Origin of the sequence: Amycolatopsis sp. WQ 127309 (genome assembly GCF_023023025.1) — a bacterium.
GTDB lineage: Bacteria > Actinomycetota > Actinomycetes > Mycobacteriales > Pseudonocardiaceae > Amycolatopsis.
Genome location: NZ_CP095481.1, coordinates 736,808 through 750,641, shown reverse-complemented (window position 1 = coordinate 750,641; position 13,834 = coordinate 736,808). Strand labels below are relative to the sequence as shown.

12 protein-coding genes are annotated in these 13,834 nt (G+C 71.2%); 7 read left to right on the top strand and 5 right to left on the bottom strand.

From position 1 onward, the window contains the following. Positions 1 to 35: 35 nt before the first annotated feature. Together MUY22_RS02890 and MUY22_RS02885 are read right to left on the bottom strand one after the other, a co-directional pair. On the bottom strand, positions 36 to 1,766 hold the full coding sequence (locus MUY22_RS02890) for an AMP-binding protein (RefSeq protein WP_247056744.1): 1,731 nt from the start codon (positions 1,764 to 1,766) through the stop codon (positions 36 to 38). Next, a complete protein-coding gene (locus MUY22_RS02885; protein ID WP_247056742.1) occupies positions 1,763 to 2,623 on the bottom strand; it encodes a triacylglycerol lipase in 861 nt (286 codons plus the stop codon). Before MUY22_RS02885 ends, MUY22_RS02890 begins: the two co-directional genes overlap by 4 nt. Positions 2,624 to 2,739: 116 nt before the next feature. Between MUY22_RS02885 and MUY22_RS02880 the strand changes: the two genes are divergently transcribed. The 3 genes from MUY22_RS02880 to MUY22_RS02870 all read left to right on the top strand — a co-directional run bounded on the left by MUY22_RS02880 (position 2,740) and on the right by MUY22_RS02870 (position 4,885). Beyond that, positions 2,740 to 3,852, top strand: a complete 1,113-nt coding sequence (locus tag MUY22_RS02880; RefSeq protein ID WP_247056740.1) for a CdaR family transcriptional regulator — start codon at positions 2,740 to 2,742, stop codon at positions 3,850 to 3,852. A 101-nt stretch (positions 3,853 to 3,953) separates the two neighbouring features. After that, entirely contained in the window at positions 3,954 to 4,436 is a 483-nt protein-coding gene (locus MUY22_RS02875; protein ID WP_247056738.1) for a hypothetical protein, read from the top strand. Between the two features lie 26 nt (positions 4,437 to 4,462). After that, positions 4,463 to 4,885, top strand: coding sequence for a hypothetical protein (locus MUY22_RS02870; RefSeq protein WP_247056736.1), 423 nt, complete (start codon positions 4,463 to 4,465; stop codon positions 4,883 to 4,885). A 1-nt stretch (position 4,886) separates the two neighbouring features. Here the strand turns inward: MUY22_RS02870 and MUY22_RS02865 are convergent, their stop codons facing one another. Both MUY22_RS02865 and MUY22_RS02860 read right to left on the bottom strand, forming a co-directional pair. Beyond that, positions 4,887 to 6,488: a DUF885 family protein gene (locus MUY22_RS02865; protein WP_247056733.1), complete on the bottom strand. Its 1,602-nt coding sequence runs from the start codon at positions 6,486 to 6,488 to the stop codon at positions 4,887 to 4,889. Positions 6,489 to 6,552: 64 nt separating this feature from the next. Beyond that, on the bottom strand, positions 6,553 to 9,147 hold the full coding sequence (locus MUY22_RS02860; protein WP_247063606.1) for an exo 1,3/1,4-beta-D-glucan glucohydrolase: 2,595 nt from the start codon (positions 9,145 to 9,147) through the stop codon (positions 6,553 to 6,555). A gap of 279 nt (positions 9,148 to 9,426) precedes the next feature. Between MUY22_RS02860 and MUY22_RS02855 the strand changes: the two genes are divergently transcribed. Continuing rightward, entirely contained in the window at positions 9,427 to 9,837 is a 411-nt protein-coding gene (locus MUY22_RS02855; protein WP_247056731.1) for a GNAT family N-acetyltransferase, read from the top strand. Positions 9,838 to 9,954: 117 nt separating this feature from the next. On the opposite strand, the gene MUY22_RS02850 is transcribed toward MUY22_RS02855, so the two are convergent. After that, entirely contained in the window at positions 9,955 to 10,488 is a 534-nt protein-coding gene (locus MUY22_RS02850; RefSeq protein ID WP_247056729.1) for an Lrp/AsnC family transcriptional regulator, read from the bottom strand. A 77-nt stretch (positions 10,489 to 10,565) separates the two neighbouring features. Between MUY22_RS02850 and pdhA the strand changes: the two genes are divergently transcribed. The 3 genes from pdhA to MUY22_RS02835 are packed head-to-tail and all read left to right on the top strand — an operon-like array spanning position 10,566 to position 13,811. Further along, positions 10,566 to 11,642, top strand: a complete 1,077-nt coding sequence (gene pdhA / locus MUY22_RS02845; protein ID WP_247056727.1) for a pyruvate dehydrogenase (acetyl-transferring) E1 component subunit alpha — start codon at positions 10,566 to 10,568, stop codon at positions 11,640 to 11,642. Then, on the top strand, positions 11,642 to 12,637 hold the full coding sequence (locus MUY22_RS02840; RefSeq protein WP_247056725.1) for an alpha-ketoacid dehydrogenase subunit beta: 996 nt from the start codon (positions 11,642 to 11,644) through the stop codon (positions 12,635 to 12,637). The genes pdhA and MUY22_RS02840 overlap by 1 nt, the downstream gene beginning before the upstream one ends. After that, positions 12,630 to 13,811 (top strand): dihydrolipoamide acetyltransferase family protein, encoded by a 1,182-nt coding sequence (locus MUY22_RS02835; RefSeq protein ID WP_247056723.1) that lies wholly within the window; start codon positions 12,630 to 12,632, stop codon positions 13,809 to 13,811. The genes MUY22_RS02840 and MUY22_RS02835 overlap by 8 nt, the downstream gene beginning before the upstream one ends. The last annotated feature ends 23 nt before the right edge of the window (positions 13,812 to 13,834 follow it).

Genomic DNA, 13,834 nt, shown 5'->3' with positions numbered 1-13,834 from the left:
AATGCGACATTCACGGCCTTGGACCGAGGCCTCGGTCAGGCGTAGCGCCAGCGGAAGGCGTAAGCATCCAGGGCCGCGGCGAGCGGCGCCGAGGGAGGCGCGGCGATGACCACCACGGGTTCGTCGCGGTCCAGCTCGACTGTCACCTCGGCGTCGAGATCCAGGGCGTCGACCTCGGCCTCGGCTACTCGGCGCAGAGTGTCTTGGCGCAGGGCCGGTTTGTACTGCTTGCCCACCGCCGTCAGCGGGATCTCCGGGACGATGTGGACGTCCTTCGGGACGGCCGCGCGCTCGGGGACCCGCGAGGCCGCCCACTCCAGGAGTTCCGATGACGGTGTCGGGGCGTGCAGCGTCACGTAGACCACCGGGACCTCGCCCGAGTGCCGGTCGGGGCGTCCGACCGCCGCCGCGGCCGAGACCGCCGGGTGCGCCAGCAGCGCCTCCTCGATCGTCGCGGGGTCGATGTTGTGGCCGCCGCGGATGATCAGGTCCTTCGCGCGGCCGGCCAGCCGGATGAACCCCTCGGCGTCGACGCTGCCGAGGTCGCCCGTGTCGAGCCAGCCGTCGACGACCTTGCCCGCCGGGTCCGGCTCGCCGTCGCGCAGGTAGCCGGGGAAGACGTTCGGGCCGCGGATCACCAGCACGCCTGTCTCGCCGGGGAGCAGGTCCGTCCAGCCGTCGCCGTCGATCCGGACGGCCTTGACCTCCTGGTACGGCATCCGCTGCCCGACCGTGCCGGGTCGCGAGACGCCGGGGAAGCCGCGGGCGGACGCGCAGGTGCCCTCGGTCAGGCCGTAGCCCTCGACCAGGTCGGTGCCGGTGCGCTCGCGCCACTGCCGGCGCACCGCCGCGGGCAGCGGCGCCGCGCCGACGATCGGGAACGTGAGACTGGAGATGTCCGCGTCGACCGGGACCTGCGCGAGCACGGCGTAGACCGTCGGCACGGCGGACATCGCGCCGATCCGGTAGCGCTCGACGATCCGCCAGAACACCGGGTACAGCGCCGGGTCGCGGTAGCCGAGCGGGCCCGCCCAGACGACGTGCCGGCCCTTGAACAGCGGCGCCAGCCCGGTCACGAGCAGCGCGTTGACGTGGAACAGGGGGAGCGCGGCGAGCAGCACGAGGTCGTCGTCGCCGGTCGACGCGGCGAGCGTCCAGGCCATGGCGACCTCGCCGGCCTGGGTGTGCACGGCGATCTTCGGGGTGCCGGTGGAGCCGCCGGTGTGGAAGTAGCCCGCGAAGTCGCCCGAGGACGGCGGCTCGGCGTGCAGCCGGACCGGATCGGCGGCGTCGGCGCGGGCCGCCAGTTCCGCGAGCGAGAGGACCGGGCGGCCGACGTCGAGGTCCGGGTCGGCCGCGATGACCAGACGCGCGCCGGACGTCTCGAGCAGCTCCCGCACCTGGTGCGGCGCGAGGCCGGGGTTGACCGGCGCGGCGATGCCGACGGCCTGGGCCGCCAGCGTCGCCGCGAAGACGTCACCGCTGTTGGGCGCGAGCAGCGCGACCGCGTCCCGCCGGGTGACGCCCAGGTCGGAGAGCACGTTCGCGATCCGGTGGACGCGGGCGAGCAGGTCGCCGTACGTCCAGGTCTCCGCGTGCTCCCACGCCTCGCCCGAGGGCAGGAGCGTCAGCGCCGGGCGATCGGTGAACTGGGTCCCGGCCCGCCGGAGCAGCTCGTACGTGCTCTCCGGCAGGCCGCGGTCCGCCAGCGGGACGGCCTCGATCGCCGCGAGGTCCCCGGGGCCGTCGTAGCGGGGCCAGGTCATCCGGGCGAGCCCACGGCGCAGATCCGGATCGGCGCGGCGTGCGCCGGGTCGAGCGCGTTGCGGACCAGGTGCCAGACGTTGAGGTCGTAGGCCTCGCCGATGTGGCCGACCGGGTCGAACGGGCAGGAGTCCTGGACGTAGCGGTTGTGCACGCCGGGCTCGCGGATGAACGACGTCTCGGTCGGGGTGACCAGCTCGTCGTAGCGCGAGGTGATGATCGTGTAGTCGATGCCGGGCTGGGCGACCGGCCCGGTGTTGAGCGCGACGATCGCGGCCCCGCCGTCCAGCTCGTCGGCGAAGATCGGCAGGCCGATCGTCTTGACGACGTTGTCCCACGTGCTCTTGCCGAGCAGCGTGTAGGCCAGCGTCAGCAGCCCGGACGCGTTGGCGCCATGGGTCGGCGGCGCGATCGCGACGACCTTGCCGATCTCGCTCTGGATGCCCTGCATCTTGGCCAGGTAGATCGACTGGAGGCCGCCTTCGGAGTGCCCGACGACGTCGACCTTGGCCGCGCCGGTGGCCGCGCGGACCTTTTCGACGTAGTTCTTGATCTCGACCGACGACTCCGCGACCGGCTTGAGGCCGCCCACGAACGGGAACTGCGGGTAGGCGCCGTAGGTCAGCGAGAACGTGCAGTAGCCGCGGGCGGCCAGGTCGGCCTGCAGGAAGTTGAGGTCCTCGTAGTAGGTGGCGAAGGTGCCGTGGAGCAGCACGACCGGGTTCGGGTGCGCGGCGCTCGGGCGGCAGCCGAAGTCGTTGTTGCCGCCGCTCGCGGCCTGGGCCGGCGCCGCCGCGCCCAGGGCGAGCAGGCTCGCGATCCCGAGTCCGGCCAGCCATCGTTTTGTTCCCCGCGCCATTGCGAAGTCCCTTCAGTCTGGTTGCTCTGCACAGAATGCGGCACAAGATCAGGGCTGTCTGCTGGCAGAACGCGCAGAAAGTTGCCGTGGCCGTTTGTGCATGGTGACAATGTGGCATGGATTCCGTGGCCGAGCTGTTCCCTCGATCGGGTGAGATCGCCAGCGCGATGATCACTCGTTGCGCGGCCGAGATCCCCGAATACCGGCTGCTGCCCGCGAGCGTGCTGGCGGGTGACCTGGTCGCCAACGCGACCGCGGTGTTCGAGCTGTTCCTGACCACCGTCGCCGAAGGCCGGCGCCCGACCGACGCCGAGCTGGCCCTGCCGATCGCCTGGGGCGCCGAGCGGGCCCGCGACGGCCTGCCGCTCGAAGCCGTCCTCAAGATCTACCCGCTCGCCGCGAGCGTCGCCTGGGAGAAGCTGACCGGTGACCGGGCGCTGCTCGGCGCGCGGATGCTCGACTTCCTCGGCGAGGTGATGCCGCGCGTCGCCGAGGCGTACCTGCGCGAGCGCGAAGACCTCGACTGGGAACAGCGCGAGGACCGGCAGAACCTAGCGTCGAGCCTGCTCGCCGGCCGTCCGGTGCGCCACCGCGAGCTGCCGCCGGGCTACGACGTCGTCGTGTTCCACCTGCCCGCGCTGCCCGCTTCGGCCGGTTCCCGGGCGGCGACGGACCTCTTCCGCGCCGTCCGGTCCGATGTGGACAGTGCGGTCCTGGTGACCTTCAAGGGTGACGGCGGGGTGCTGCTCGTGCCGGACGGCGTCGCGGTGGACGCCGTCGCCGCGCGGGTCGACCGGATCTGCGGCCGGCCCTGCACCGCCGCCGCGGCGCGGGCGGAGACCCACACCGGCATCCCGGCCGCGCACGCCGAAGCCGTGGAAGTGCTGGCCCTGGCGGAAAACCTGCGCCGGCCCGCGCGGCTCTACCGGCTGGCCGACCTCGCCATCGAGTACCAGCTCGCCCGCCCGGGCCCGGCGCGCGACGCCCTCGCGCGGGTGCTCGACCCGCTCGAAGACCACCCGCACCTGATCGACGCCCTGCGCGCGTTCGTCGTCTCGGGGTACAACCGCGGCGAAGCCGCGAGCGCGTTGAGCATCCACCGCAACACGCTCACCTACCGCCTCGGCCGGATCCAGCTGATCACCGGTTTCGACGCGACGCGGGCCGCCGACGCCCGCCACCTGGCCGCCGCGATGACGGCCTACGACATCACGCGGCAGAACGTCTGAATCCCACGGGATAACGCTTGGGTCGCGTTCTCCGGAAACTGTTGCAGAGTTCCGCGGGCGGCCGATTCCTGGGTGGCGAACACGGAAGAAGCTGATTCCCCATGAAACCCACCGGAATTCTCGTCGGCGCCCTGCTCCTGCTGGGTGCCGCGGCCTGCGGCGTGCCCGTGGCGGGTGTGCCGGTCCCGGTCGCGGTGACCCCGCAGGCGGTGACGACCAGCGTCATCGCTGTGCCCGCACCGCAAACGGTCTACGTCCAGCAGCCGCCGGTCTACGTCGCGCCGGCGGACCCGTCGGCGGCCCAGACGGTGATCTCCTACTACGACGCGCTCAACCGCCGTGATTTCACCACGGCGTGGTCGCTCGGCGGCAGCCGCATCGCCGGGAGCGGCGGGTACACCAAGTACGTCAACGGTTTCTCGACGACGTCGTGGGACACGCTGACCGTCACCGACGTCCGCGGGAACACCGTGTACGTCGTGCTTTCCGCGATTCAGACCGACGGCAGCACCCGCGTCTTTTCCGGTTCCTACACCGTTTCCGGCGGCGTTCTCACCGGCAGCCACATGACCCGGACGAAATGAGCAGGACCATGCGTATTCTCCGCGCCGTGACGGCGCTTTCCGCGGTGCTCGCCCTGGCCGCGTGCGGGCTTCCCGGGCGCACGCTCGCCGGCAGCCCGGCCCAGGCCCCGGCCGTGACGGCGACCGTCACGGCCCTCAGCACCCCGACCGTCACCGCGCCCGTGCCCCAGACGGTCGTCGTGCCGGCGCCGCAGACCGTCTACGTCCAGCCGAAGAGCCCGGGCGTCGCGGCGACGAGCCAGTGGTACGCCCAGCCGAGCTGGTACAACGCCCAGCCGTGGATCTCCATCACCAGCTCGGGCAGCCAGACGCCGTGCCAGTGGCTGTACTCCCGCGGCTACACCTACGCCCAGGCCTACGCGGCGTGGGCGCAGAACGGCTACCCGGCGAGCTGGTCGGCCACCGGCGACGGCTACCCGTGCCAGAAGTCCTACGGTATGCAGCACTGAGTCAGCGGGCGACCCAGGCGCGCACGACGTCGTCCAGCACCTGCAGCGGCACCGGTCCGCCGCCGAGCACGACGCCGTGGAACTCCTTGATGTCGAAGGAATCCCCGAGTGCCTCCTCGGCGAACCGGCGCAGGCGGACGATCTCCAGCCGGCCGGTCATGTAGGCCAGCGCCTGCCCGGGGCACTCGATGTACCGGTCGGTCTCGGACTGCACCTCGACCTCGCTGAGCACCGTGTGCGTGCGGAGGAATCCAACGCACTGCTCGCGTGTCCAGCGCAGCGCGTGCAGACCGGTGTCGACCACCAGCCGCGCGGCGCGGACGGAGTCCTCGGCCACCATGCCGAGGCGCATGACGTCACCGGAGAACAAGCCCATTTCGTCGGCCAGCCGCTCGGTGTAGAGCCCCCAGCCCTCGCTGTAGGCGGTCACCGGCGCGATCCGGCGCAGCTGCGGGAGCCCGGTCAGCTCCTGGGCCAGCGAGACCTCGAAGTGGTGTCCCGGCACGGCCTCGTGGAACGCCACGGTCTCGGCGATGAACCGGTCCCGCGTGCGCACCTCGTGGGTGTTGGTGAAGTAGGCGCCGGGCCGCGAGCCGTCGGGCGCGCCCGGCAGGTAGTACGCGGGGGCGGCGACGGGCGCGTCCGCGTCCGGGACCGCGCGCACGACGCACTCGGCCTTCGGCATCCGCGGGAACCAGCCCGGCGCCGCGGCGGTCGCGCGGGCGACGGCGGCGCGGGCGGTGCCGAGCATCTCCTCGGCGTCGCGCCAGCGGAGGCTCTCGTCGGTCCGCAGCCGGCGGCGCACCTCGGCCGGCTCGGTCAGCCCGAAGACGCGCTCGCCGAGCTCGGCGTACTCGGCTTCGAGCCCCGCCAGGACGTCCAAGCCGAGCTGGTGCAGCTCCGCGGGCGTGTGGCCGGTGGTCGTGTGCACCCGGGCCAGCGCCGCGTACGTCGCTTCGCCGTCTTCGAGCCAGCAGAGCCCGGGCCGCTCGTCGGGCCGGCCGTGCCCGGCGATCTCGGTCGCGAGCACCTCGCGGTAGCGCGTCAGCGCGGGCCGCACGACGTCGGCGACCAGCTGCTCGTGGCCCGGGAACGGCGACTCCTGCGCGAGGAAGCGGTCGAGGAACGCGACGGCGCTGCCGACCATCCGCTCGACCGGCGTCCGTCCGGCTTCCAGGCCGTCGCGGTGCCGCTGGGCGAGGGCCTCGTAGAGCGCGGGCAGGGCGGCCAGCCGGGCCCGGAAGCCGGTCGCGTCCTGCTCGCCGGACGGCGCGAGCTGGGGCAGGAAGGCGAGGTGGCCGATCCCGACGGCGAACATCGGATCGGCCAGGGTGAACTCCACGACCCGCGCGTCGAGCTGGGTGAGAACGGCCTCGGCCTGCTGGACGACGACGCCCAGCGTGACGCGGTCTTCGTCGGTCGAGGCCTGTGCCCGGGCGAGGATGTCCGCGGCCCGCGCCTTCAACGCGTCGTGGGCGGCTTCGCTGGGATCGGTCAGCTCGGCGTCGTGGCCTTCGATGCCGACCAAGGTCGCTTCGAGCGGCTGCCAGGTGCCCAGGACGTCGAGGAGTTCGTCGGCGAGCGCGATCGCGTCGGTGGTCATCACTTCATCGTGGCGGAAAACGGACCGGGCCGGGAGCGGAATCCGCTCCCGGCCCGGCCGGTCGTCAGGTCAAGCTCGAACAAGGTCTCGCATCAGGATCCTTGGCCCCGTTGGGGACCCACCGCACGTTCGCGAACGACGCCTGGAACGCGGCGTCGGTGTAGACCAGGAACGGGGTGTTGATGTGCTCGAAGTCGAGCCCGTTGTTGAAGCAGGACAACGGGATCTTGACCGTCGTCTTCGCGCCGCCCGCCAGGTCGGTGAACAGCTTGGTCGCGTTCACCTCGGAGAAGCACGGGTAGACGCAGTGCATGCTGATCACCGTCCGGTTGACCGGTGCCTGCTGCACGACGGTGTCGAACTCCAGCGCCCCGTCCGCGTTCAGGTAGCTGCGCAGGTCGTCCGTGCCCGCCGGGTTCTGGAGGTAGAGCTGGGCGGCACCCGTGCCGGTCCAGGTCGTCTTCAGGCCGTCGCCCTGCACGTTGACGTCCGTCGGGACGGTGTTGATCTCGCTGTGCGCGGCGGTGCCGTCCGGGCCGATCTCGGTGCCGCCCCAGTTCTCCGCCGAGCCGATGAAGCTCTTGTACGGGGCGACGTCGGTCCGGTCGAAGATCGACAGGTCCTCGGTCGCCGTCCCGCCGCCGCCGGTGGACCCGCAGGTCGCCGGGCCGGGGGTCTCGTCCAGCTGGCCGATGGTGACGCGCTGGCCGGTCTTGAGGCCGTAACCCAGCTTGAACAGCGGGTCGTAGTCCGGGGACCACGGGTTGAGCGGCGACTGGCACGCGCTCTTCGGCCACGAGTAGGACAGCGTGCCCTGGTAGCCGGTGCCGTCCTTGCCCTTGACGAGCATGTCGGCGACGCCGCCGCCCTCGGTGCCGGGCAGCCAGGCCGCGACGAACGCGTCCGAGCGGTTGATCTCGTGGTTCATGTAGAGCGGGCGGCCGCCGACGTAGACGGTGACGACCGGGGTGCCCTTGCCGCTGACCTTGTCCAGCACGGCCGCGTCCTCGGGGTAGAGCTTCGAGGCCTCGAGGGTCTTGCGGGTCAGGTCGCCGACGCCCTCGGCGTACGGCGTCTCACCGATCACGGCGATGACGGCGTCGTAGCCCTTCGGGTCCACCGTGCCGGTGGCGTCGAAGGTGACGTTGGCGTCGCCGAGGTCCTGCTTGATGCCGGTGAGGATCGAGGTGGCGTTGGGGAAGTCGGCGTTGGTGTTGCCGGTGCCCTGCCAGCTCAGCGTCCAGCCGCCGGTCTGGTTCGAGATATTGTCGGCGCTCTTGCCGACCACCAGGACCTTGGACTTCGGCTTGAGCGGCAGCACGTTGCCGTTGTTCTTCAGCAGCGTCTGCGACTCGCGGGCCGCGTCGCGGGCCAGCCAGTTGTCCTTCAGCGCCTCGTCCGAGTTGGCGTAGGAGCGGTCGGACGGCTTCTGCGACTCGAAGATGCCGTCACGGAGCTTGACGCGCAGGATGCGGGTCACGGCGTCGTCGATGCGCGACATCGGGATCTGGCCGCTCTGCACCTGGGCGACGGTGTTGGTGATGAACGCCTTCCAGTCCGCGGGCACCATCACGACGTCGATGCCGGCGTTGATGGCCTGCGGGCAGGAGGAGTTCGTGCAGCCGGGGACCTGGCCGATGGCGTTCCAGTCGGACACGACCAGGCCGTCGAAGCCGATCTTGCCCTTCAGGATCTCGTTCATCGCCTTGCTGCTGCCGGTCAGCTTGCCCTCGTTGATGCCGAGGTCCGGGTTGGTCCAGCTGTTGAACGACACCATCACGGTCTGGGAGCCGGCGGCGAGCGCGCCGTAGTAGCCCTGGCCGTGGAGGTTGATCATGTCGGCCTCGGACGACGGGTTGACGCCCTGGTCCTGGCCCTTGGTCGTGCCGCCGTCACCGATGAAGTGCTTGGCGGTGGCGATCACGCCGTTGTAGCCGATGCGGCTGGTGGCGCCGTCCTGGAGGCCGTTGATGTCCTCGTAGCCGTAGGAGCGCGTGATCCGCGGGTCCTCGGAGAAGCCCTCGTAGGTGCGGCCCCAGCGGTCGTCCTGGACGACGGCCAGCGTCGGCGAGAACGCCCAGTCCTGGCCGGTCGAGCGGACCTGGCGGGCGGTCGCGCCGGCGACGTCGCGGACCAGGCACGGGTCGTGCGCCGCGCCGAGGCCGATGTTGTGCGGGAAGACGGTGGCGCCGTAGACGTTGTTGTTGCCGTGCACGGCGTCGATGCCCCAGATGACGGGGATCTTCGTGCGGCTGGTCTTGGAGGCGTTCCAGTAGGAGTCGGCGAGGTTCAGCCAGTCCTGCTGGGTGGCGTGCTTGTTGCCGCCCGGCCAGGCGCCGCCGCCGTTGAGGACGGTGCCGATGGCGTACTGGCGGACCTCGTCGGGGGTGATCGAGGTGATCTCGGGCTGCGTCATCTGCCCGACCTTCTCCTCGAGGGTCATCCCCGAGAGGATCTGGGCGATGCGGGCCTCGTCGCCGGCCTTCCCCTTGAGCTGGCTGTCGACCTTGGGCCAGTCCGCGAGGGTCGGCAGGGTCTTCTCGATCTTGGCGCAGCCGTCCTTGTCGAGGGCGGGCTTGCCGATGACGGGCTGTGCCGGTGCGGCCTGGGCCTGCAGCGGTGCCGCCTGCGCGACCCCGCCGAGCAGGCTCAGGCTCATCAGCGTGACGAGCGAACTTCGACGCGCACGCGACCACGCGCGTGATCTTCCGGCCATGGTCTGGTCCATTCTGCGAGGGCGGCGGACCGGCCGATCCTCACCGGGCAAAGGGGACGGCGTCAATAGTTTCCGGCCGGTACGCTCTTCGTTAATTCTCGCCATAAAATAAGAGTCGTCCGGTGGGCGGCACCCCATTACCGCGCAGGTCGGGCCGGGTCAAGGGTGCGCGGGGGCAGCCGTTCTGCCCGCGGAGGCTGAGCTGTTTGCCAGGATGGCCGGATGGACATCCGCCGCATCACGACGTCCGCGCCGGCGCTGGCCGCGGGACACCTCTTCGACGACCCGCCGGTTTTGGCGGTTTTATCGCGGTTCCTGGCGTCGGAAGGCCACCACCTGCTGATCGCATACGTCGACGACGTCCCGGCGGGCATGGTGACTGGCGTCGAGATGACGCACCCGGACAAGGGGACGGAGATGTTCCTGTACGAGCTGGGCGTCTCCCCGTCGTTCCAGGGTCGCGGCATCGGCTCGGCCTTGGTGACGGAGCTGGCCGCGCTGGCCCGTTCGCGGGGGTGTTACGACATGTGGGTGGTGACGGAGGAGGACAACGCCGCGGCCCAGGCGACGTACCGCCGCGCCGGCGGAGCGGGGACGGGCCGCCAGGTGGTCCTGGAGTGGGACTTCACGTAGCCAACTCGCGTGTCTGGATCCGGATCTCGCGTGACTGGAGGCGGATCTCGCGTGATTGGGCGCGTGACTCGCGTGATTGGAGGCGGATCTCGCGTGATTGCGGGGACGACACGGGGGTCAGGCCAGGACTGAGCCGGGGAGTTCCTCGAAGATCAGCCACGTTCTTGTCGAGCGGACGCCGTCCAGGGCCTGGAGGCGCTCCAGGACCACGTCGCGCAACGTCGTGTTGTCCGGGGTCCGGACCAGCAGCAGGATGTCGAAGTCGCCGCCGACCAGGGTGACGTGGTCGACGTACGGGATCTCGTGCAGGTCCGTGGCCATCGTGCGCCAGGACGTCTGCTCCACCGTCACCATGATGTACGCCGACGTGCCCAGGCCCGCGCGGCGCGGGTCGATGCGGGCGCCGAAGCCCGTGATGACGCCCTCCGCCATGAGGCGCTCCAGCCGCGCGTACGCGTTCGTGCGCGAGATGTGCAGGCGCTCCGCCAGTGCCCGGACCGCCAGGCGGCCGTCGGCCGACAGCTCCGCCAGCATCGCGCGGTCGATGTCGTCCAGCGGCGCGACCGTCCGTCCCGGGGGACCGCCGTGCGCGGAAGCAGGAAAAGACGTTTGGTCGTCGAAAGGGTCCGGAAAAGACTGTTTGTCGCTCATTTCGCGCAACCCTTGTACACAACACCGCCGAGAACCACCATCTGAGCATCATATGTCTGCGAGAGGTGGTGTGCGTCATGGCGACGGAAACCCTGCTGCCGTCCGCGTCGCCGGTGCGGTTCGTCGCCGAGGACGGGACGCGTGCCGACCGGGAAGGCGGCTACCGCGAGCCGTCCCGGGAGCGGCTCAAGGAGGCCTACCGGCTGATGGTCCTGGGCCGCCGGTTCGACGTCCAGGCGACCGCGCTCACCAAGCAGGGCCGCCTCGCCGTCTACCCCTCCAGCGCCGGCCAGGAGGCCTGCCAGGTCGCCGCCGCGCTCACCCTGAGCAAGCAGGACTGGCTCTTCCCGACCTACCGCGACTCCGTCGCCCTCATCGCGCGCGGCCTGAAGCCCGGCGAAGTCCTGACGCTGCTTCGCGGCGACGCGCACTGCGGCTACAACCCCGCCGAGACGCGCGTCGCGCCGCAGTGCACTCCGCTCGCGACGCAGACCCTGCACGCCACCGGCCTGGCGCACGCGATGCAGCGGCGCGGTGAGGACGGCGTCGCGCTCGCGCTCATCGGCGACGGCGCCACCAGCGAAGGCGACTTCCACGAGGCGCTCAACTTCGCCGCCGTCTTCAAGGCGCCCGTGGTGTTCTTCGTGCAGAACAACCGGTACGCGATCTCCGTGCCGTTCGAGAAGCAGAGCGCCGCGCCCGCGCTGGCGTACAAGGGGATCGGCTACGGCATGCGCTCGGAGCAGGTCGACGGCAACGACGCCGTCGCGGTGCTGAGCGTCCTCGACGACGCGGTGAAGCACGCGCGGGACAAGAACGGCCCGGTCCTCGTCGAGGCCCACACCTACCGCATCGACGCCCACACGAACGCCGACGACGCCACCCGCTACCGCGAAGCCGGCGAAGTCGCGAAGTGGCGCGAAGCAGACCCGGTGACCAGGCTCGAGACCTACCTCAAGTCACAGAAGGCCATAGACGACAACGAGATCGAGCAGTTCCGCACGGACGCCGAGGACTTCGCCCAGACCGTCCGCGACACGCTCAACGCCGAGCCCGAGCTGGACCCGCTGTCGCTGTTCGACCACGTCTACGCCGAGCCGACCCGCCACCTCAAGGCGCAGCGGGCCGCCCTGAAAGCCGAGCTGGAGGCCTGATGACGACCACGATGGCGCAGGCGCTCAACGCCGCCTTGCGGGACGCGCTCAAGGACGACGACAACGTGGTCGTGTTCGGCGAGGACGTCGGCGCGCTCGGCGGGGTCTTCCGGGTCACCGACGGCATCACCGCCGACTTCGGCGAGGACCGCTGCTTCGACACCCCGCTCGCCGAGGCCGGCATCGTCGGGTTCGCCGTCGGGATGGCCATGGGCGGCTTCCGGCCGGTCGTCGAGATGCAGTTCGACGCCTTCGCCTACCCCGCGTTCGAGCAGATCACCTCGCACGTCGCGAAGCTGCGCAACCGCACCCGCGGCGCGCTTTCGCTGCCGATGGTCATCCGGATCCCCTACGCCGGCGGGATCGGCGGCGTCGAGCACCACTGCGACTCCAGCGAGGCCTACTACACGCACACGCCGGGCCTGCGCGTCGTCACGCCGGGCACCGCGCAGGACGCCTACGACCTGCTCCGCGACGCCATCGACTCGCCGGACCCGGTCGTCTTCCTCGAACCGAAGTGCCGCTACTGGTCGAGCGAAGAGGTGAGCTTCACGCGCAGCGGCCCGGCCATGGACCAGGCCGTGGTCCGCAAGAGCGGCAAGGACGTCACGCTCATCGCGTACGGCCCGATGGTCGCCACCGCGCTGGAGACCGCCGAAGCCGCGAAGGACGAGGGCTGGGACGTCGAGGTCGTCGACCTGCGGTCGCTGAGCCCGTTCGACGACGAGACCGTGACGGCGTCGGTCCGCCGCACCGGCCGCGCGGTCGTCGTGCACGAGGCCGCCGGTTTCGGCGGCTACGGCGCCGAGGTCGTTGCTCGCGTAACAGAGCAGTGCTTCCACCAGCTGCACGCGCCGGTGCTGCGCGCGACCGGCCTCGACATCCCGTTCCCGGCGCCGAAGCTGGAGCGTCACCAGCTGCCGGACGTCGACCGGATCCTCGACACGATCGCCCGCCTGCAGTGGGCCGACACGCCGGTGGTGGCCGGTGCCTGACTTCCTGCTGCCGGACCTCGGCGAGGGCCTGACCGAGGCGGCGATCCTGAACTGGCACGTCAAGATCGGGGACACGGTCAAGATCGACCAGATCGTCGTCGAGGTCGAGACGGCGAAGGCCGCGGTCGAGGTGCCCGTGCCGTTCGCCGGCGTGGTGTCCGCGCTGCACGGCGAACCCGGGCAGCTGCTGCCGGTCGGCGCTCCGCTGCTGAGCGTCGGCGGGTTCGCCGAGCCGGGCGTCACGACGTCGTCCGGCAGCGGCAACGTCCTCATCGGCTACGGCACCGCGCCGACGACCCGGCGCAAGCGCGTCCGACGTGTGGAAGCGCCCGTCGTGAAAGCCAAGGCGCCCGGCGTGATCTCGCCGTTCGTCCGGAAGATGGCCGCGGACAACGGGATCGACCTCGCGAAGGTCACCGCCGGCGGCCCGGACGGGATCATCCGCCGCGCCGACGTCGAAGCGCTGCTGAACAAGCCCGCGCAGCACGACGGCGAGCGCCGGATCCCGCTCACCGGCGTCCGCAAGGTCGTCGCCGACAAGCTCACGGCGTCGCGGCGCGAGATCCCCGAGGCCACGGTCTGGGTGGACGTCGACGCGACCGAGCTGGTCGCCGCGCGCGTGGCCCTGAACGCCAAGACGGATCGTCCCGTCAGCCTGCTCGGCCTGATCGCGCGGTTCGCCGTGGCGGGCCTGAAGAAGTACCCGGAGCTGAACTCGCGCGTCGAAGGCGACGAGATCGTGCTGCTGCGCGGCATCCACCTCGGGTTCGCCGCGCAGACCGGGCGCGGGCTCATGGTGCCGGTCGTGCGCGACGCCGGTGAGCTGTCGACGCGGGACCTGTCGGCGGCGATCGGCGACCGCGCCCGCACCGCGCGCGACGGCAAGCTCGCGCCGGCCGACCTGACCGGCGGCACGTTCACGGTGAACAACTACGGCGTCTTCGGCGTCGACGGTTCGGCCGCCATCATCAACCACCCCGAAGCCGCGATCCTCGGCATCGGCCGGATCATCGACCGGCCGTGGGTGGCCGGCGGCGAGCTGGCCGTGCGGAAGGTCTGCGAGCTGACGTTGGCGTTCGACCACCGCGTCTGCGACGGCGGCACGGCGGGCGGGTTCCTGCGGTTCGTCGCGGACTGCGTCGAGTCACCGGTGACCGCCCTCGGTGACCTGTAACGACTCACCGGCGGCCTTGGCCG

Coding starts and splice junctions, on each gene's coding strand:
- MUY22_RS02890 (WP_247056744.1), bottom strand. CDS start 1,766: ATGACCTGGCCCCGCTACGACGGCCCCGGGGACCTCGCGGCGATCGAG.
- MUY22_RS02885 (WP_247056742.1), bottom strand. CDS start 2,623: ATGGCGCGGGGAACAAAACGATGGCTGGCCGGACTCGGGATCGCGAGC.
- MUY22_RS02880 (WP_247056740.1), top strand. CDS start 2,740: ATGGATTCCGTGGCCGAGCTGTTCCCTCGATCGGGTGAGATCGCCAGC.
- MUY22_RS02875 (WP_247056738.1), top strand. CDS start 3,954: ATGAAACCCACCGGAATTCTCGTCGGCGCCCTGCTCCTGCTGGGTGCC.
- MUY22_RS02865 (WP_247056733.1), bottom strand. CDS start 6,488: ATGACCACCGACGCGATCGCGCTCGCCGACGAACTCCTCGACGTCCTG.
- MUY22_RS02860 (WP_247063606.1), bottom strand. CDS start 9,147: ATGAGCCTGAGCCTGCTCGGCGGGGTCGCGCAGGCGGCACCGCTGCAG.
- MUY22_RS02855 (WP_247056731.1), top strand. CDS start 9,427: ATGGACATCCGCCGCATCACGACGTCCGCGCCGGCGCTGGCCGCGGGA.
- MUY22_RS02850 (WP_247056729.1), bottom strand. CDS start 10,488: ATGAGCGACAAACAGTCTTTTCCGGACCCTTTCGACGACCAAACGTCT.
- pdhA (WP_247056727.1), top strand. CDS start 10,566: ATGGCGACGGAAACCCTGCTGCCGTCCGCGTCGCCGGTGCGGTTCGTC.
- MUY22_RS02840 (WP_247056725.1), top strand. CDS start 11,642: ATGACGACCACGATGGCGCAGGCGCTCAACGCCGCCTTGCGGGACGCG.